Source organism: Candidatus Eisenbacteria bacterium (genome assembly GCA_016930695.1).
In the GTDB taxonomy this organism is placed as follows: domain Bacteria; phylum Orphanbacterota; class Orphanbacteria; order Orphanbacterales; family Orphanbacteraceae; genus JAFGGD01.
In genome coordinates this window covers 67074-87869 of the sequence record JAFGGD010000058.1, presented here as the reverse complement: position 1 = coordinate 87869, position 20796 = coordinate 67074, and the positions used below count along the sequence as shown (strand labels likewise).

Here is a 20796-nt window from a genome sequence, read left to right as displayed (position 1 = left end):
CGTGATCGTCAAAGTCGAATCGCCGCTCCCGTCCGGAGCGAGCATCACGTGGTCGTTCGCCTCGACGGTGGAGAGGTCCGGATCGACGGTAGTGGACTGCACCTGCAGGATCACAGGCACGTATTGATCACCGCCGGCGCTGTTATGAACGATGATCGTGGCGTAGTACTCGCCGTCCGGCATCCCGGAGGTATCGAACCGCACCTCCACCACATCCTCGTCCCCTTCATCCACCGTTCCGTTCTCCGGCACGAGATCGAACCAGTACACGGGCTGGTAGATGGTGAAGGGCGCGTCGCTCGTGTCGGCCACCGTTTCGGTCAAGCCCGCTACGCGGACCAGGCAGTTCTGAGACTTGGGCGCCGGGACGAGCCACTCGAAGAGGCCGTCGTCCGTCGTGCCGGTGGTCACCGGGTTCCAGGCGCCGCCGCCGTTGACGGAATAGTGGATCTCCACGTCGCCGATGTCGCCGGAAGAGGTCCAGGTGATGTCGTGGCTCTCGCCGATCCCCCAGATCTCGCCCCCGATGGGCGCCGTGAGCACGATGCTCGGTCCGGTGGAGGCGAGGACGATCGTCCCCTCCAGGTGGTGCGGCTCGCTGCCGTAGATGTCACCATCCATGGTCCAAGGTATCTGCATGTCGCCGGCGAGGGCGCCGACGGTCACGTTCACCGTCGCGGTTCCGGTTTCACCGGGGTAAATCTCGCCCCAGGTTCCGTCGCCGGCCCAGTTGATCGTCGCCCCGTTGCCGGTCGCGTTGTCGGTGTACATCGCCCGGCTCGTTCCCGGCACGACGAAGTCGGTGGACGAGTTCACCGTCACACCCGACGGGAAGTCGAGGGACGCGTACTTGATCCACTCGCTGTCCCCGCTCACGCAGGTGATGGAGAACACGATGTCGAACGTGGCGCCCGACGTGTACTCCGTCGGATTGCTCGTAAAGGTGGAGCCGCTGATGTTCCGGAAAACGGGAATCTCGTCCATCTTTTCCAACGAGTAGGTCAGCACCGAACCCGGATCGCCGTTGTTGGCGATCGTGAGGTACTCGGTGTGGGTCTCGTCCGGACCCATGACCACGAAAAAGTCTTCGGGCGTCACGTCGCAGGTCGGATAGAGCGCCGGTCCGACGTGCACCGACCCGAAGTAGGGAGTCCGGTTGAAATAGGTCACCGTCAGGTCGATGTCCTGATTGTCCGGGAGCGTCCCTTCCACGTCGATGACCGCCTGTCCGGAGGCATTGGTGAAGGCGGAGCCGTGGTAGGTCCCGTTGTGGTAAAGGCCGCAGAGCGCGCCCTCCACGCCGGTGACGTTCACCGTGAAGGTCGTCGCGATCTGGTCGATGGTCGAAGCGTGGCTCGCGCTCAGACTCGCCGGCGTGTCCGTGCGGACCCGCAGAGAGGGATCGCCGAAGACGTGCCAACAGTCGAACTCGATCGGACCGTTCGCGTATTCGTCCATCATCTGGCAGGAACCGAGGAAGCAGAGGGCGCCGAAGGTGCGCTTCGACTCGGCCACGAGAAGATCCGTCGTCTCGTCCTGGGCCGCCATGGGCGGGTTCCAGTCCTGGCTCTTCGAGCTTGCGTATATGCCGATGGCGCCGGTCGGGTTCGACCCATTGGTCGCCCGCATCCACGCCTCGGCGAAACAGGTGGTGCTCGTGTAGGAACCGTTCAGGCAGGCCACGCTCACGATGAAGGGGAGCATGTCGTCGTTCACGAGGGCGTTGATGTGGGTGTTGGAGAATCCGGTGGATCCCCAACTCGTCGACGACCCGTGCCCGCAGTAGTTGATGACGCTCCGGCCGTTGTTCAGGGCCGCCGACACCTGGCTCGCGGTCCCGGTGGGATCGTAGATCCGGTCCACTTCGGTGTAGGTGAAGGCGAGAAGGTCGGCGCGGATGTTGTCGATGTGTTCGTCGTCGTACTCGCCGTCGTCGCCCGTACCCTGGTTGGAGGCGACCCCCAGTCCCTTGTGGTACCAGTCGCCGCCCGCCTCCGGGTCACGCTCGTAGGCGATGGTCCTCTCGACCTGGGTCTCCACCTGCGCGGTCGTCTCGGCGGAGAAACGCCCGACGAAGATGTCCGGGTAGTGGTCGGATCCGGCGAGGAGGGAATAGCTCGGGTCGGAGGCGTAGCCGGACGAGGTCGGATAGGCCACCTGCGCCGCGTCGCCCACGAGGAGGACGAAGGCCAGGTCGCCGGTGTCGAAGGCGTTCTGGATGTAGCTCTTGATGCTCGTGGAGTTGTTCCCGATGGTGGCGACGTCGACCAGGGTGGTCTTCATTCCCATCCGGTTCTTCCAGTCCACCAACGGCTGAACGCTGCTCACGAAAGAGCTATAGGCGATGACGATCATCTCGCCCACTTCATCCACCGCGGGATAGCGGTTCTTCGTCGCCTCGGCGCCGAAGTTCAGGAAGTGGTCGTCGTAGATCTTTCGGAAATCGGACTGCATGGCGTCCCGGTGATGCCGGGTGAGCACGTTCACCACGCCGGGCCCGACGTTCTCCAGCTCGACGGTCATCCGGGTGTAGACGCGGAGCATGCCGGTCTCCGGATTGTAACGGAAGGGATTGGCCACCACGGTGAGACCGCGGAAGTCGCGCAGGATGTAGGGCTCGCGCGCCGCGGTGCCTTCCGCCGGGAACCACGTGTTGCCGGCGTAGAAATCGTCAAAGGTGTACGGCACGTCCGCCGGATTCACCGAACGGGAAAGGCTCCCCTTCGACGGCGCCACGGGGATCCGCAGATCCTCGTACACGGCATCGGTCACACGAACCTCCATGCGGGCGTCGTCGGGAATAATGACGCTCCGGCAGATGTTCGGCAGGTCCGGCAACCCCTTCTCGAGCATGTTGCTCTCTTCTCCGAGAAGGATCCGGTAGTAGGTTTGCCCGTCGATCTCCACGGGAACCTGCTCGAAACCGCCCACCTCGAACTCCAGAACGATCCTCCGATCGCCGGATTCGAGAAGCCGGACCGTAAGATCTTCTCCCGCGCTTCCCACGGCGACGTGAGAGGCGAGACAAGGGACAAACGCCAGCAGCAGCGCCGCCGTCAACAGAACCAGTCGTCTCATATTAGGGCCTCCTCCCCCTCCTGTTTTTAAGAGGGCGAATCCGGAAGGTCACGATGGGGAGCTTACTATCCAGGGAGCTTCGTGATTATAGCACGATCCCTAACTAATTGTCAAAACACTAGATAGACAAGAATCGGCTTCTTTGTCCCATCGGGGGAGGGGCGGAGGATTGGTTGCATATCTCACTGTTTTTCAATGCCTTGCACGATCCGGCCGGTGGGCGTTCTGTGGATGATCGCCTTCCGGAAGTGAAAAGAATGGAAGGGGCGTCCGGCGCCGAGGAGAAAAAGAAAGGGGGGAACGCGCGGTGCGTCCCCCCGTTCGGTCGTTTGCTTTGCGTCGCGATTACTCCAGTTTGGTGATCGCGTAAGTCAGGTTCCCCTCGTCGAGGCGGAACTCGTAGGTGCCTGAAGATGTAAAATTGATGTATCCAATGGCGGTCCCTTGACCGGATCCCAAGCACACATCTCCGGACATCGAAGTGCCGGGATCACACTCCGTTTCACCATCGCAACACCCATAACTGGGCGGATTGTCGTAGCTGCCATTCGTTACAAACTTGAAGAGATGGCATCCCTCGTCGATCTCTATGTTAACCACCCACGTACACGGCTCGATCTCCGTCATATCAGGCCCTTGAGGGGGAGTACCCCATCCCGTGAAATCACCCACAACCTGAATTCGATAGAACTCGGACTGGCAGGTGATCTCGGTGACCGTGATCGTGCCGAGGTCGAGCGTTCCCCCCGCCGTGACGACAAGGCCGGCCAGCGTGGTGTCCCGCATGTTCGAGCCGTCGATGGCGACCGCGTAGGTCCCCGCGTCGAGGCCCCGCAGCGTGAAGACACCGGTGCTCGGATTCACCGATACGGAGGCGAATGCCGTCGCGCCTCCATCCTTGGTCGCCGAAACGGTGATCGCCGGGAAAGGCGGCTCGAGGCCGCTATCGTAGGCGATGGTCCCGCCGATGGTCGCGGTGAACTCCTCCAGGATCTTCGCGCGGTAGACGAGAGAGTCCTCGTCGAGCGTGAACTGATAGCGTCCCGGCGTGTCCGCGTCGGTCAGCACCAGGTTCGGCGGGCTCCCCTCTCCGAGGAGACAGACCGGTCCGCCGAGGGAGTCGTACTCCTCGCCGTCGCAAAGGACATAGTCCGGCGGCGTGGTGTAGTTGCCGTCGGTGACGAACTTGAACTCCGGCTCGGGGAGCACCGAAGGAGGCACGTCGATGGTGTCCCTCCAGAGACAACTCTCGACCTGGTCCATCCCCGCGTCGGATGTGAAGAGCGCCTCGCTCCAGCCGTTGAACTCGCCGAGAACGTGGATGGTGGTCGCCACGCTCACGCAGCCGGGCGCGAGGGTCACCAAACCGACGGCGGTCGTCTCGCCGACGGCGATGGAGACATCGACCATCGTCGTGTCCCTGTATTTCCGGGCCGTGAACTCCAGATCCACCAGGCCGGCGGGGAGCCCGTCCAGCACATAGAGGCCCGTCGCGGGATCGGCGACGGTCGTGGCGATCCGCATGTCGTCGGAGGCGCGCACGCCCGTGATAATCACCGACGGCGGATTCGACGGGTCGTCCTGGAACTCCACCGTGCCCGAGGCCGCGCCGCCCCGAACGAGAACGATCCGGCCGAGGTCCGTGTCCCGCTCGGCGGAGAAATCGACAGCCTCCACGACGGTGTCCACGTAGCCGGGCGCATGGAAACGGAGGTCGTACGTGTCGTCGTTCAGACCGCCGACGGTGAAGACGCTGTCCGCTGAGGCGATCGTGACCGTGTCCACCGCGCCGCCGTCGCTGTAGTCCACGAAAACCGTCACCGCCGGCCGAGTCGCCGGCGCGTCGTCGAAGGCGACCACGCCGAAGATCTCTCCGCTGGGGACCACCTCCACTACGCCGAGATCGGTCCCCTTGTCGCCGGAAACCCGCACTCCCCGGATGTAGCGAACGGGGAAATTCACCTCGTCGCCGATCACCCAGATGATCACGGTGTAAACCGAGGCTTCGAGGTTTTCGATGGTGAAGCGGGTGCTGTCCGCCGCGAGGGAATCCCAGAGGGGCTCGTCTTGGTCGGCGATCCAGAAATAGGCCGGATCGGTGGAGCTGTTCAGCATGAACCAGTAGTCGCCGGCCGCCGGGATCGAGACGATCAGGTTGTCGCCGTTCTCGTCGGTGGTCGGGCCGCGACGGGCGGTTTCGTCGACCGTCCCCCCACCGGCGGCGTAGCTGCTGGGCCAGCTCTTGTCGGTGACGAACTTCCACTCGAACTGGTCGTCCGCCGCCGCGAGCGTGATCCTCTCCCTCCAGAGGCAGGGGAACAGCTCGGTCATGCCGGGCGCGGTTTCCCAGGCGCCCTCGTCCCAGTTGTTGTATTCGCCGGTGACGTGAATCGAGGAGTAGCCGCCGGAACAGCTCGGATCATAGTAAGGAATGGCGATCACGATCGTGGACGGATAGGGACCCGGGCGCCCGTAGTCGAGCACGCCCGAAATCACCCCTTCCGCCAGCGTGATTCCCGCCTGCGGATCGAGAAGCGGCGAGTTCTCGTTGTCGCCGCATCGCACGGCGATGAGCACCATCAAGCATGATGCGGCCGCCAGGAGGGCCGCCGCGGTTCCGCGTCGTTTCATCGTTCGACCTCCTCAACCTGGATTATGCACAAACTTTCTGCTGCGGAACGGGCTCGCGGCTTCCGGGGCCGACTTTCCGGCGCCTCTCGGCTCGCGACCCGTTCCTCGTGCCGAAACCTCGCGCATAACCCGGGTTAGCGATCCACGATCAGGAGGGAGTTATTGCCCCCGTATCCGTCGTCAACCCTTTGCGGGTTGTTGGGATCTTCTTTCCAGGTTTTTTCATCGATCACGAACTTGTATTGGTATCTTCCCGACTCGAGATCGACCACGATCGTCCAGATGCCGTCCCCGTCCGGGTCCTCCATGAGCCCGATCAGGTAGCTGCCGGTCTCCGCCCGTCCCCGGAGCCAGTCGTTGTCCGGCCAGCTGCCGGCGAGCTGTACCCGCTGGGCCGAGGGCGCCTCGAACTGAAAGAGAATCCCTCCGTCCACGGGGTAGGGAGGGGGTAACCGCCGTTTGATGAAGTTCAACTCAAAACAACCGCCCAGCAGCAGGGCCGCCGCCAGGGCCGTCCCGATCGCCGCCGCCGTTCTTCTTCCGCACCGCATCACGCCGACCCTCCTAGAACCGCACGATCCCTTCGATCTGGATCCTGCGCTCGTTCTCGAGCGCCTGCTCCGCCTCGGGGATGTACTCGCCGAGGCCGAGGAAATTCCGCCTCGCCGTGTCGCCGTTGGCGCCGCGCCCGAAGAGGAACATATCCCGGCCGATTTCGTCGAACTCGTTGGTCATCTCGTCCACCACCCATGGATCGACGCCGAAGGAGAGCGAGAGCTCGATCCCCTCGGCCACCTCGTAGGCGATCTCGGCGAAGGTGCACCAGTAGGAGCTGAAGACATCGAGCACGGGGTCGTTGTACTTGGCGAGACGCGTGTCCGACAGGAGCCGGATGCTCCTCCATGGGCGCGCTTCGAACCGGAACAGGCTCTCCACGAATTTGGGAGCCTTGTCCAAATCCACTCCGGCGATGGTACCACGGTAGAGAAAGTCGAGTTTCTTGTCCGCCCACAGCGTGGTCCGGATGGTCGGCTCGGCGATGAAGGCGTTCCGGCCGCCGAGAAGCACCAGTCGTTCCACCGAGACCTCGTGCTCACCCTGCTCGAGCCAGAAGTTGCGGTAGTCGAGCCAGAACTGGTTCGCCCAAGGAGTACGCTCATCGTAATCGAAGGCGAAACGCTCGATACCGAGACCGATCTTTACGGGACGGCCGAAGCGCTCGCACTCCCGGTCCAACCGGAAGCGGAGAATGTCGACCTTGTTCTCGAGCGTGTCCCATATCGAGGTGGCGAAATAGGTCTGGTCGTGGGTCTCGCGCTCCCAGGCGAGATCGACGGCCACGCCGATCTCCTTGAAGTCGTACCCGCCGCCCAGGTGCCACCGGGTGGAACGATCGATTTCGTAGCTCCCGTCCTCGATCCTCCGGTTCTCGCCGAGCTGGACGACCTCCGCCGTGTATAGGGTGTCCGCGAAGACCTCGCTCGCGTCGGCGCTCGTCCGGATCACCACGTCCGCCTCGCGCCCGTCCAACGCGTCGATCCGGGCGCGGCCGTGGAGCACCTCGGCGCGAACGTTCCAGGGGGAATCACCGCCGCCCCAAACCACGTCTCCGCCGCCGGCCCACCAGGTCTCCCAGGTTTCGGCGAATTTTTTCTGCACGCCCGTCGTCTCGCCGACGGCGCTCTCGATCAAGGAAAGCGTTCCGGGGTTGTACCCGCGATCGTACCGGCCCGAAGCCCCGAACCGCAGGTTCCGGAAGGGGTAGGCGACGCGGCCGGCGAGCACGTCCTTGTCGTTGTCGTCGTCGGAGGCATCGTAAACCGCCGTCCGGGTACCGCCGAACCGGTAGGCTCCGGCGGTGCTGTCGAAGACGGTCTCCTCCGCCGCCGCGCCGAGCGAGTCGAGCGTCGGGATCGTCGTCCCTCCGTTATCGAAGTCGTCCGAATAGAGGAACGTGAACTCCAAACCGCCCCACTCGGTCTCGGCGATCGCCCCTTGCTGGTTGTAACCGAAGTCGTGGTCGTAGATGCCGATCCCGCCGACCAGGGTGAGCGGATCGTCGAAACGCCCCACCGAGACGCCGTCGAAGAGCTTCAGGTCGAGACGCCGGCCGTGGTAGTGGAGCGATCCGCGGTCGAAACGCATCTTGGTCTTCCAGAAATCGGTGACCGTCTCTTCGTTTTCGTTGTTGATGTTGGTGAGCATGTACAGGTCGAGATAGTCGTTGGCGCGAACCTTCCAGTCCAGATCGAAGTCCATGGTGGGGCGACGCAGCTCGAAGCGGTCCCCCTTCTCTTCGTTCTGCCGGGAGATGAAGCGGCTGATCATCCGGCCGCCGAGAAAGATCTTCGCCGAGTAGGCGGTGTTGGATGTGGGGGTCATGGTCTCCATGCCGCCGCCGGCTCCGACCACCACCACCGAGTTGCCGTATTCGCCGGCGGTGACCGGGTTGTCCGGATCCGGCACCCACTGGCCGTCCACGACGAACTTGTATTCGTGTTTCCCCTCGGGGAGATCGACCGTAACGGACCAGACCCCTCCCTCCCCGCGGGTCATCGGGTTCGCCATGGTGTTCCAGTCGTTGAATGCCCCGGCGAGACTCACCTGGCCGGCGTAGGCGTCGGTATAGGAGAAGAGGATCCCGCCCTCGACCGTTTGGACACCCGCCCGGGCGGGCGAGAACGCCGCCAGGAGCATGAACAGGGAGAACGTCGAACGAGCCAGTAGGGTACGCATGGGATCCACTCCCTCTAGAAATTCCCTTTCAGGATCAAACGAACCATGTCTTTGTTGTCCGCCCCACCCGAGAGATCGCCGTCGTTGACCGGGATCGCGTCGTCGCCGATCCAGAACGGACCGTAGGAGAGGAACAGCTCCATGTTTTGTTGGGGACGGTACTGCAGCTCCGTGAACAGGCCCTTCCGAAGCCGGGCCGGATCGTTCCCGAAAGCGTAACGGTTGTAAACCTTCAGATGAGGCGTGATGTTGACCGCCGCCTCCACCGAGACCAGCTCTTTTTTGAAGTCGGTCTCCAGGTCTTTCAGTTTTCCCTGCACCCGCATCCAAGCGAGACGGCTCTCGACCTGCACTTCGGCGAAGAGATCGTAGTTCTTGGTCACATCGGTCTGCAGAGGATTTCCGAAATCGACCGTCTTGTTCCGGGCGTACCAGATCTTGCTGGTGAATCCGTTGACGTATTCCGTGTATATCTCGGCGAAGAACTCGGTCTTCCGCTTCGTCTCCAAGAAGCTCTTCTCCCATTGCCCGTAGTTGACGGAAAAAGTAATCGCGCGCTTGGGCAACAGATACCAGGAGTTGAGATAATAACCGACCAGGTCGTTCGTCCCGTCGCCGAGGTAGTCCGCGAAATCGGGACCGTAGTAGTAATAACTCGGGACGATGTTGTAAAAGCCGTATCGGGGAGTGCCGACGCGGAGAGCGCGCAGCTCCGCCTTGAGAGCCGCGTCCCGCGGAAGGCCTCGCGCGAACTGATTCCAGCCGACGTCGGAGAGGTGAAAGCCGTCCTGATCCGGCGCGCCTTCCAGGTTTTCGCGCCGGCTGTCCGCGTATTCGAGGTAGAGATCGGTGTCGCGGAGGGTGCCGCGCAGGTCGATCGCATACACCTCGTTGAATCCGCGCTCCGTCCCGTCCCCCTCCACCTTGCGGTTGTAGGTCATGCCGGTGCGGAGCGCGCCGCCCAGAAAGCTCCTCCGCAGACGGAAGATGTGGGCGTCGTCGGAAGAGGAAGGCTCGGTCGTTCCGCCCCCCACCTTCGAGTTGTTCGAGAAATCGCTCATGATGTACGTGGCGTCGAACCCCTTCCATCGACGGAGGTCGAATCGGAAGCCCTGGGCGTTGTCGCCGTCCTTCACGTTATTGGGGTCCACCACGCGGATCAGGTGGTTCTCCACCCAGAAGCGGTCTTGCCGGTGGAAGAGGTACGCGTCCAATTCGGTGTCGCCGAATTGTTTTAGGAAACGCATGTGGCTCTCCCGGTACACGAACTGCGCGTCCTCTTCCATGTTGTCGTAGGGGTTCCAGTCCGCCTCGACCTTGACGAAAGCCTCCACCCCCGGCCGCGGCACCGAAAAGATGCGGAACTGGCTCGCCGCCCAGGTGTCGCCGTTGTTGGACTCGAAATCCCAGGCGAAGGGGCGGTCCTGCTTGCGGATGTCGAGCTGGAGTTGGTACTCCCCCTCGATTCTCGTGGTGCCCGCCAGGACCGGTGGGACGAGAAGAAGCGCCGCCAGAAGTGCCGCGATCGTCCGCTTCATCGGCTCTCCCTCCCGAAGGGTATGGTGATCGACGCCATATAGGAGACGCCGAGCATCTTGTGGGTGGCGAAGCCGGCGTCGAAGGTCCACCGCGCGGTCAGAATGCCGAAGCCCCCCCAGTATTCATAGTCGAAGAGCCCGCTCCGGAGGGCGAAGACGTCATAGAAGGTCACCTCGCCGCCGATGGTGGGGGCGAGCTGGTCTCGATGGTCCTTGGCGAGGCCCGCGCTGATCGTCGATTCCTCGCGCCAACGGTAGGCGACCGATCCTTCCCAGTGCGTGGCGATCAGCGTGCCGCCGTTCCCGGGGACGAAATCGAAATGCGGCTCGCCGATGTCACGGATGATCAGTCCGGCCCTCCACTTCGGTGCGGGGCGGTAGAGCGCGCCGATGTCCGCCGCGAAATGCGTCTCCGAGCCGTAATCGATCGAACCGCCGTTCTCGACGTCCCGGAAGGAATCGTAGGAGATGCGGAGGATCTTGGCCGTGCCTCCCAGATCGATCGTGCCGATCGGACCGAGGCGGACCGTCCTCGCTAGGGCGAAGGAGAAGATATCCTCGCCGGTCACGTCCGCGAGGCCGGTGTGGTGCCAGGCGAGCCCCGCCGTTCCCCAAGATGTCGGATAGGCTAGGGCGGCGTAGTTCGCCGAGAGGTCCTCCACCACGAAGGGACGGTAGTGCATGAGGAGCACGCCGGGCCGTTTTTGACCCGCCAGCCCCGCCGGGTTCCAATAGACCGCCGAGGGATCGTCCGCGATGGCGTGGAACGCCTTCCCCATCCCGAGAGCCCGCCCCCCCACCTCGACCCGCTCGAAGTAGGCGGCCGCCGGAGAGGCGAGAAACAGAGCGACGAGGCCCGTGATCAAAACCGTCCGTCTCATCGGATCACCGAAAAAGCCTTCGTGGTCCGGAACACACCCGGTTCGACCACGAAGCGAAGGATGTAAATGCCGCCCGGCACGAGATCGCCGTCCACGTCCCGGCAGTCCCACCGGTCCAGCTCGGGATTCTCAGGTGCGATCACCGAACGCTCGTCCTCACGGGCAAGAGTACGGATCATACGGCCCCGCATATCGTAAATCTCGGCGGTCACCGTGATCCCGCGAAGCGCGTCGAATGGATCGTTCGGATTCGGCTCCGGGTCGAGGGCGAAGGTGAAATGGAGTACCTCTCCCTCTTCCGGGTTGATCACCGGGCGGTTGAGGTACAGCTCCCGGAAAGTGAAGCTCCGAGACGGGAAGGGGGGCGTGAAGAGGAACCATCGCCGCTCGACGATCCCGACGCCCATGTCCGGCGACCCGTCGGAGGGAAAGGTTTTCCTCACCGCGTCGACGACGGTCCCCGATTCGCCGACGATCAGAGTGTCCGCCGGGTCGAGGATCCTCCGTCCCGAAGCGGTTTCATAATAGGTCGTGTCGAGGGGGATGAAGACGTAGTTGTCGATCACCGCCTGAATGGAGGAGTCGATTTCATGCCCGCTCAGGTTGTCCGGCGCCGAATCGGGACCGCCCGTGCCGTCGCCGCCGGCGGTGAGCACAGCCACCATTCGGATCGAACGGGAATGATCCAGCCCGACGGGGAGGACGGGCACCGAGTCACGCGCCTCTTCGACGTAGCGCCTCTCCAGCGTCTCCCCGTAGAAGACGTCCCACGGGATCCGCGCTTCCATGGAGCGCCCCGTGTTCCCCTGTTGGAAGGTCGCCACCGTTTCGAAGCTCTCGTCGGGAACCTGCTCCACCTGGTTCTCCGTCAGGTAGCGCCAGATCTGCGGCGTCGCGTTCCCGTCCCAGGTGGCCCAGAAAAGATCCGGGTAAAAATCGGCGGCGAAGACGAAGTTTCGGCGCCAGGAGTTCAGCTCCGTCATCTTGTCCAACCCGCCGGGCAGGTAGTCGAAGAGGAGGATGATGTTGTTGTCCCAGGAGATCCCGTCCACGGCGACGTAGAGGTTTTCCGCGTCCCAGGTGATCTTGATCTGGTTGATGTCGTTGTTGAATCCCCACTTCGAGTCGTTGTCCCTCTCCTGTCGCACCTGATCGGGGAGGCCGTCTCCGGTCACGTCGAGAACGGTGTCCACGAAAACCGCCTCGTCGGTCTCGAAATCGGAGGAGTAGCCGTCGATCACGATCCGGCCGGAGAGGTCGTAACCGGTCACGGCGAGGGCGATGGAAGGGAAAAGAAGCAAGGCCAGGGCAAATGGAACGTGTTTCCGCATGGCTACGGACGGCCGGGGATCGGCTGTCGCTCCTTTCGGGACAGCAGGGTAGCAATCCGGAGAATAGCCGTCAAGCCCGTTGCGTTGCGTTGCGTTGCGTTCCGTCCTTTCCCGGACCCCACCCGATCCCGTATGATTCCCCCGTCTTTCGAAATCGACCCGGCCCCCGGCCAAGGAGAGAATCATGAGACCCCTTTCTCTAACGATCGCCCTCGTTCTGCTGCTCGCCGCCGGCGCGGCGGCGCAGGTGGATGTCCCCTTCGCGTTCGATCCATCGGAGGCGAACCCCCGAAGCGTTTCGGTGGCCGGCGAATGGAACGACTGGAACCCCGGTGCCGATATTCTGTCCGATCCGGATGGAGACGGTGTTTACGAGACGACCCTCTCGTTGGCGCCGGGCCGCTACGAGTACAAATTCGTAGTCGACGGCCAGTGGTACCCGGATCCGAACGCCGCCGAGTCGACGCCGGATCCCTACGGCGGCAACAACTCCGTGCTGACCGTCGGCGGCGAGAAGATCGCCGGCGTTTCCTACCGGATCGGGCCGCCCCGCCCGGCGGAGGGATCGGAGATCCGCGAGGTCCCCTTCCGCTTCCGCCCCGACCGGACGCCGAGCCAGGTCTTTCTGGCGGGCACCTTCAATGAGTGGAACTCGAGCGCCGACCGGATGGAAGGGCCCGACGACGACGGCGCTTTCCATCTGAAGCTCGCCCTCGCCCCGGGGGAATACCAGTACAAATTCGTCGCCGACGGCTCCTGGCACCACGACCCCGACAACGACCGGACCACCGATGACGGCTACGGCGGATTCAACTCGCTCATCGCCGTGGACGATCGCTTCCCCACACTCTCCATGGAGAAGGGGGACGGCGAGATCCGCGGCGAGGGGCTCGCCCTGGACATGGAGAATCTCCGCGTCGTCCGGATGGAGCCGGACCTTCTCACCGTGACCGCCCGCGCCTACCAGGGGGACGTGGAGGGAGCGGAACTCCTCTTCCGCAGCCGGGGCGAGGAGGAGGTCCTCCCGATGCGCGAAGTGGGCGGAGACGGCCGCTACGTTTATTTCCGCGCCGAACTGCACGCACCGCCCGAGACGGAGGGGCGCCTGGGCGTCCTCCTTCGGGACGGCGACAGGCGGGCTTTCCTGACCCGGGGCGGCCTCGCCGACAGCGCGGAGGACGCCTCGCTCCTGGAGGTCAACGCCGTCTCCACCCCCCTCTTCCACGTGCCGGACTGGGTGGTGGACGGAGTCTTCTACCAGATCTTCCCCGACCGCTTCCGCAACGGGAACAAGAAGAACGACCCGGACTTCTCCGAGCCCTATTACCGGGGGAAGACGAGCCTCGGCGATAACGGCAAATCGAACGACGAGTACTACCACCTGGTGAAGGATTGGAACGACTACGCCGGACTTCGGACCAGCCCCTACCGGACCGACGGCAAGCCGGACTGGTTCTCCTTCTATGGAGGCGACCTCGAGGGCGTGACGGAGAAGCTCGACTATCTGAAAGACCTGGGCGTCACGATTCTCTACTTCAACCCGCTCCACAAGGCGAAGTCGAATCACAAGTACGACGCCTGCGACTACCGCGCCGTCGATCCCCACTTCGGCGGCGACGACGCCTTCCGCAGGATGACGGAGAAGGCGCACGAGATGGGGATCCGGGTGGTCGTGGACGGTGTCTTCAACCACACCGGCAACTGCCACTACGCATTCGTCGACTGCGTCGAGAAAGGGGATCAGTCCTCCTATTGGAACTGGTACGAGTGGAAGAAGTGGCCCCTCCCGGAGCGTTTCGACGAGACGCACAAACCGATCGACTACTACGATTGTTGGTGGGGCTTCGGCGACCTGCCCAATCTCAATTTCGACCTCTCCCGGCCGAATCCGTCGGAACAGTCGGCCCGCCGGATCGGCGAGGCGCGTCCCAACCAGCCGGTGGTGGACGAGGTGCTCGCCGCCGTCCGCTTCTGGATGGGCGACATGGGCGCCGACGGCTTCCGCCTCGATGTGCCGAACGAGTGTCCCGCCTGGCTCTGGAAGCTCTTCCGTGAGGAGGCGCGGCGGGTCAATCCGGACGGTTATGTGGTCGCCGAGCTTTGGGGAGACGCCGCGGCGGACCTCTCGCCGCTCCAATTCGACGCCACCATGAACTACAAATATTACCGGGAGCCCGCCCTCGGTTTCTTCGCTCGCGGGAGCCTGGACGCCTCCGTTTTCGACCTGCAGCTCGCAGGCGGTCGCTACGCCTACCCGCTTCCGTCCGTGCTCGGCGCGATGAACCTGCTCGGCTCCCACGACACGGAACGATTCCTCACCCTCGCCGCCGGGGACCAACGCCGCCTCCTCCTCGCCTACCTCTTCGGCGCCACCTACGTCGGCGTCCCCCACGTCTACTACGGCGACGAAATCGGCATGGAGGGAGGGAAGGACCCGGACTGCCGGCGCCCCTTCCACTGGGACGAGCTGGAAGTGCCGGCCCGCAAGGCGGTGCACGAAGAGATCCGCAAGTATTTCGCCTTGCGGCACGATCACGACGCGCTACGGCGGGGCGAGTTCCGCACCCTCCACGCCGAGGGAAGTCTTTTCGCCTACTCCCGCTGGATGGACGAGGATCGTTTGGCGGTTCTGCTGAACGCCGGGCACGCCCCGGCGGAGATCGTCCTCGAGCGCGCCGCCCTCCCCTTCCCGGCCGGAGAAGCGACGGATCTCCTCTCCGGGCAGTCCTTCCGCTTCGACGGCGATCTGCTCACGATCCGGCTCGAACCGTTCGCCGGCGCGGTCCTGCATTTCCCCGCCGCGCCAGGGAGTGATTGATTCGGACATCCGTAATTGCTATAATTGAGCAGTAGTTATGGAGAGCGCTCCCTCCGGGGGCGCTCTCCGCGCACACGCCAACCATCCTGAAGCACGAAAAACGAGGAGAATCACGATGCGCAGGTGGAATACCCGGTTGTTCGCTTTATTCGCTCTTTTCTCCCTCCCCGGAGCGCTCTTCGCCTGGACGCCGCCGGCCGTTCCGGCGCCCGGCTTGGACGCCGCCGACGGTCCCTCCGCCTGGAGCGCCGAACACGCCAAAATCCTCGACCCGGTCTACGACGCGCCGCGGGACGCCGCCCCGGGCGACCTGATGGCTTTCTACTACGACCAGAACGAGGACCGGCTCGTGTTTCGCGTGCAGCTGATGGACGCCGGTTCTTTCGATGAACGGGTGAATCGTGTCCGGGGCGCCGGCGTGAACGTCTACGTCGCCCTGGACTACATGGACGGCGGGACCACCGTTCTTCCCGACGGAATCCGAGGTGAAGCCCCCATCGCTTGGGACCGGGTTCTTCGGATCGGCTGGGACGCGGAGGGACGGGCGACGGGGACGCTCCTGGACGACCGGTTCGACCTCTCCGAGACGGAACGGGTGAAGGAGGTCCGCGTCTCGGTGCGCGATCACATGATCACCGGATCGATCTGGCTCCCCGGCGGGTTCGCCGAAGCGACGGCCCGAGCCGCCGGAAAGAGCGGCGCGCCGGTCGAGGACGTGCTCCGCGACGCGGCCCGGACCGACGCCACGCCTGTGGAGTTCTACGTCTTCACCGCCCGCGAGGGGGAGCGGCTCGACGACATCGCCGCCTCCAATCAGTCCCGCGCCGGCGACCACAACGTCGCCTTCGTGGTTCACGGCAACCAGGGTCTCACCTGGACCAGCGTTTACTACGGCGAGCGCGGCGACACCCTCACCAACCCGGGCGATCCGGACAACCCGGAGGACGGATTCGACGAACTGCTCGACGCCCATCGCTATTACGACATCCCGCTCAACATGCACATGGCGGGGCAGCTCCAGACCGCGGCGGAGTGGCACAACCCCGAGTTCAACGACTCCATCTCCGCGGCCGTCGCCGAGGGTTGGGGGGACATCGTCACCAGCGCCTACGCCCAGCACATCATGCCCTTCGTGTTGGACAACATGAACGACTGGTCGGTGAACATCGAAAAGGTGATGAGCGACTGGCGCTACGGCGACACGTCGGTGGTCGCCTGGGTGCCCGAGCGGGTCTGGCTGGAAAGCCCGGACAACGACGGGAACGGCATCACCGCGGACGGCGGCGTGGTGGACGCGACGCTTCTCGACAACTGGGGAAGCCACGGCGTGGACGCCGTCCTCCTGGACGACTACATCCACCTCGACTACTACAACGACGTCTTCAACGATCGGCACGTGTACGTCCACGGCGGCGGCCTGAAGCTGATCCCCATGGACGGCGACTTCGTCGGCGCCATGGACAACGACTGGGGGAGCGCCTGGAACATGATCGTCAATCTCTCCTCCGACGAGATCCTGGTCTACGGCAACGACTGGGAGATCCCCGCGGAGGTGAGCCAGGGCGCGTCGAACGCCTGGGCGCTGAACAACTGGATCCACGTCATCCAGAACTGCTCCAACAACAGCGCCACCGTGGCCGTCTGGAAGATCAGCGACGTGATCCACCACGGCGCGTTCCTCTCGGGCGTCTCCAACCCGACCATCCAGAACGGCACCTACGGGCTCCTCGGCGGCAAGTACGGCTACGGCGGCGGGAACAACTCCTGGTACGTCGACTGGGCGTCCTACGACGACACGGAACACATCTGGGATTTCCACTCCCCCACCTGGGATTACGGCACGATCTGGAACAACGCCTACAACACCATCATGGGTTCGCCGAGCAACGACCTCTCCGAAACGGCGTGGTACGTGATGATGACCAACCTGCACGAGACGGGCTGGCACGACGACGGCGAGATCAGCGGTTGGATCTACCGCTACTCGAACCACATCAAGAACGCCAACGTCTACGCCGAGGCGTCGAGCTGGGCGAACGGCGACTACGCCGCCTCCACCGGCGCCTATCTCGCCGACGTGGACCAGGACGGCGTGGACGAGGGCGTGATCTTCAACGACAAACTGATGGCGGTGGTGGAGCCGATCGGCGGCCGGATCGTCTATCTCTTCGCCCGTGAGACGGGCGACGAGTACGTGGTGATCGGCAACTGCAACGCCTACTGGATCGACACGGAAGGGGACTATAACGACCCCAACCACGTGGGCGGCCTTTCGGACGTCTCCGTCGCCGGCCTGGACCGGGAGCACGACGGCTACACGATCTCGGTGGTGAGCGGTTCGGGAACGACGGTGAGCCTCGACGTGGTCCACCCGAACGTGACCAAGAGGCTGAACCTCACTTTAGGAAACAAATTTCTCGACGTGGTCTACGACGCCTTCGGCCAGGACGTGTACGTGAAGAGCGGCTTTTCGCCGGACCTTCTCGACCTGATCTGGAACGCCGAGCATGACCGGGTCTGGGCGGCCACCCCGGTGGCGGGCGCCTACTTCGGCCAGAGGAATCCCAACTCGGGCGCCACCGCGGCGATCGTGGTCGGATCGGGCGGCGCGGGTCACAATCTGCAGTACGACGCCACGCTGATGGGCGTGGACGAATTTCTCGGTTCCGGCCAGTTCGAGGTGTATCTCTTCGCCGGCGAGACGTCGGCGCCGGACGGCGCGGGGAACATCGCCGAGCTGCAGACGCTCGCGACGGCTCTCCAGGACTCGCTGAAACCGCAGGCCGTATCGGCCACCTACTTCCCGACGCCGGACCGGATCTCCATCGCCTTCAACGAGAAGGTGAAGTACGACCAGGTGACGGTGACCGGCTTCGCCGTGGACGACGACGACGACGGTGTCGCCGAGGTCGTCTTCTCCGCCGGCTGCTCGGTGAGGACGGTGAACAACAGCACGCGCATCGACATCGACCTGGACGCGTCCACGGCGGCGGCGATCGAGGCGCTGAGCCCGACCACCCTCGAACTGATGATGGCCGTGAACACGGTGCGCGATCTGGCGGGGAACGGCAACGCCCAGCTGACCAACGCGGGCGACGTGGCGATCGACGTGGCGCCGGCCACGCTGGTCACCATCGACGGTTACATCGATCCTTCCGAGTGGATCGACTCGACGCGGATCGTGAGCGACTACTGGGACAGCGACTGGACCACGCCGACCCCCGGAGACACGAACGACCTGAACGCTCTTTACGTGACCTGGGACAGCACCTACCTCTACGTGGCGCTGCAGGGGATCGTGAACGGCAACTCCTGGCTGCTCTATCTCGACACCGACCCGGGCGGCCCGGACGGCGAGTCGGACCTGGACTCCCTCGACCACTGGGAGCGGGGCGCCCTTCTCCCCTTCCCGGCGGACTTCCAGTACGGCTGCTACCAGCACCAGAGCCCTTACGATTCGGACAGTTTCTGGAAGATCACCACCGACACCACCACCGAGGACTACTCCGGGTCGATCGAGAGCGCCTTCGATTCGCAGCACTTCTACGGAACGGCGGGCGGGAGCGAGATGGCGATCCCCTGGGACGTGCTCTACGGGCTCGGAGCGGGGCAGGTCGCGCCGGGCGCGTCGATCTCCTTCGTCGGATCGATCTGCTGGGATCCGGAGCCGGACGGCGTGCTGGGCGGCGACCAGATCCCGGACAACCTCTCCTCCACGCCGCCGACGCTCGACAATTTCGTGACCATCACCGTGGACGGAAACGGCGACGGTTACCCGGACGAGAGCAACAAACCGGTGGGGGTGGAGACCGGCGACGGCGACATTCCCGCCGCGGCGCTCGCTCTCCACGGCAACATCCCGAACCCCTTCAACCCGGTCACCACGATCCGTTTCACCGTACCGGGAAGATCGGGGGCGATGACCGACGCGACGCTTGAGGTGTTCGACATCTCCGGCCGCCGGGTGGCGACCCTCCTCGACGGCGCGGTCCCCTCCGGGGCGCGGGCGGTGATCTGGAACGGCGCCGACGACCGGGGCCGCCCAGTCGCCTCGGGTCTCTACTTCGCCCGGCTCCGCGCCGCCGGCGAGACGGCGACCCGCAAGATGGTGCTGATCAAGTAAGGACCGGCGCGAATCGCTTCGTCCAGGAAACGACCGGGCCCCGGCCGCGAAGCCGGGGCCCTTCCCTTTTCATCCGCGACCGCCCGTCCCATCGCGAAAGACGATTTTCCCGTCAACACCGGCCGGGATCGAACCGTCCTCTATTCCGGCCGCTCGATCACCCGGAAACCGCGCGTTTCACGGCACGCTCCACCGGGGAGCGCCGCCACAGCGCCCAGGAGGCCCGGCATGCGCATCGGCAAATCCGTTCTGTTCCTCTTTCTCTGCCTGACCGTTCTCGTCGCCCCTTCCGCCGCCGCCGTGGACGGATTCATCCGGTACGAGCGCCTCGGCGAGAGGGTGCTCGTGCTCACCGAGATCTCGCCGATGGAGAACATCGTGGTCGCCCTTCTCACGTCCGAAGGGATCGTCGTCTTCGACGCGACCGGCTCGCGGGAAACGGCGGAGGCGATGCGGGAGATCATGATCCGCGAATTCGGGAGAGACGATTTCGCCTACCTCGTCAACACCCACCATCACTGGGATCACACCTTCGGCAATCAAGTGTTTTCCGACGCGGTGGGCGTCGGCTACGAGGAAGTGCCCGCCCGCATGGCGCTTGACGCGGCAAGGATCCCGACGCGGATTGAAAATATGGAACGCCGGCTCTCGCAGCTGCGGGCGGAACGGGATACGCTCCCCGCCGGATCGGCGGAGGCGGAAACGCTCGCCGGACACATCGCTTTCGACGAGCGGTATTTCCGCGGCATGGCGGACGGTTTCGCCTCCACGCCGCCTAAGATCACCTTCCGCGACCGGATGACCTTGCGGGTCGGCGACCGGACCGTGGAGATGGTGTTCTTCGGCCCCGCCCACTCGGGAACGGACATCCTCATCCGCGTTCCCGAAGAGGGGATCCTGATGACGGGCGATCTCTTCCTGGAACGGGGGTGGCTCCCTCTCTTCTGCGGTACTCGAAAGCTCGACGTCCCGCGTTGGATCGAGGCGCTCGATTGGGCGTTGGACGAGGAAGGGGGCGTCCGAACGGTGATCCCCGGGCACAGGGATGTCTGGCCGAGGGAGAAGCTCGTGTTCTGGCGTAACTACATCGTGGATCTGTGGGAAGGGATCCGGGCGGCGGACGCGGAAGGGCTCGACATCGACGCGCTAGCGGCCCGGTTCCCGAGAAGCGCCCGGCTCGACTATCTGAAAGCGATCGGCCACGACGACACCGAACTCACCCACTTTCAGCAAGAGAACGTGATCGGTTTCTGGAAGCAGCTGCGCGAATCGGCGGCGGAAGTCGTCGGGGCGGCGTTCGATGAGGGAGGCATCGAGAGGGGTCGCGCCGTTTTCGCCGATCTCCGGGAGGAGGGGCGCGCTTTCTTCGACGAGAACGAGTTCAACGATCTCGGCTACCGCCTCCTTCAAGAGCAAAGAGTCGACGAGGCGATCGTCGTCTTCACCTCGAACGCGGAAGCCTTTCCCGAGTCGTGGAACGCGTGGGACAGCCTCGCCGAGGGATACATGACGCGCGGAGACAGCGCGGCGGCGATCCGACACTACCGGCGTTCGATCGAGATCTACCCGGAGAACGAAAACGGGCGTGAGAAGCTGCGGGAACTCGGCGTGGCGCCGTAAAATCCCCCGCGGGAGATCCCCGAAGGAGAAACGGGCCCCG

10 protein-coding genes are annotated in these 20796 nt (G+C 64.2%); 3 read left to right on the top strand and 7 right to left on the bottom strand.

All coding sequences use genetic code 11. The features are described 5' to 3' along the window. The 7 genes from JW958_14160 to JW958_14130 all read right to left on the bottom strand — a co-directional run. A partial coding sequence (locus JW958_14160) for a hypothetical protein (protein ID MBN1827400.1) occupies positions 1–3078 on the bottom strand: 3078 nt, incomplete at its 3' end. Positions 3079–3423: 345 nt separating this feature from the next. Further along, on the bottom strand, positions 3424–5709 hold the full coding sequence (locus JW958_14155; GenBank protein MBN1827399.1) for a hypothetical protein: 2286 nt from the start codon (positions 5707–5709) through the stop codon (positions 3424–3426). A 134-nt stretch (positions 5710–5843) separates the two neighbouring features. Continuing rightward, complete coding sequence (locus JW958_14150; GenBank protein MBN1827398.1) at positions 5844–6260, bottom strand: glycogen-binding domain-containing protein; 417 nt, start codon at positions 6258–6260, stop codon at positions 5844–5846. Positions 6261–6273: 13 nt separating this feature from the next. Continuing rightward, positions 6274–8445 carry a glycogen-binding domain-containing protein gene (locus tag JW958_14145; protein MBN1827397.1) on the bottom strand — a complete coding sequence of 724 codons (2172 nt, stop codon included), beginning with the start codon at positions 8443–8445 and terminating at the stop codon, positions 6274–6276. Positions 8446–8459: 14 nt separating this feature from the next. After that, a complete protein-coding gene (locus tag JW958_14140; protein ID MBN1827396.1) occupies positions 8460–9983 on the bottom strand; it encodes a hypothetical protein in 1524 nt (507 codons plus the stop codon). Next, a complete protein-coding gene (traF, locus tag JW958_14135) occupies positions 9980–10864 on the bottom strand; it encodes a conjugal transfer protein TraF (protein MBN1827395.1) in 885 nt (294 codons plus the stop codon). Before traF ends, JW958_14140 begins: the two co-directional genes overlap by 4 nt. Beyond that, positions 10861–12195, bottom strand: coding sequence for a hypothetical protein (locus JW958_14130; GenBank protein MBN1827394.1), 1335 nt, complete (start codon positions 12193–12195; stop codon positions 10861–10863). The genes traF and JW958_14130 overlap by 4 nt, the downstream gene beginning before the upstream one ends. A 184-nt stretch (positions 12196–12379) precedes the next feature. On the opposite strand from JW958_14130, the gene JW958_14125 reads away from it, so the two are divergent. From JW958_14125 to JW958_14115, 3 genes are all read left to right on the top strand, one after another. Further along, on the top strand, positions 12380–15013 hold the full coding sequence (locus JW958_14125) for an alpha-glucosidase C-terminal domain-containing protein (protein MBN1827393.1): 2634 nt from the start codon (positions 12380–12382) through the stop codon (positions 15011–15013). Positions 15014–15128: 115 nt separating this feature from the next. Next, positions 15129–19136, top strand: coding sequence for a hypothetical protein (locus tag JW958_14120; protein MBN1827392.1), 4008 nt, complete (start codon positions 15129–15131; stop codon positions 19134–19136). Positions 19137–19364: 228 nt separating this feature from the next. After that, positions 19365–20756 (top strand): MBL fold metallo-hydrolase, encoded by a 1392-nt coding sequence (locus tag JW958_14115; protein MBN1827391.1) that lies wholly within the window; start codon positions 19365–19367, stop codon positions 20754–20756. Positions 20757–20796 lie beyond the last annotated feature (40 nt).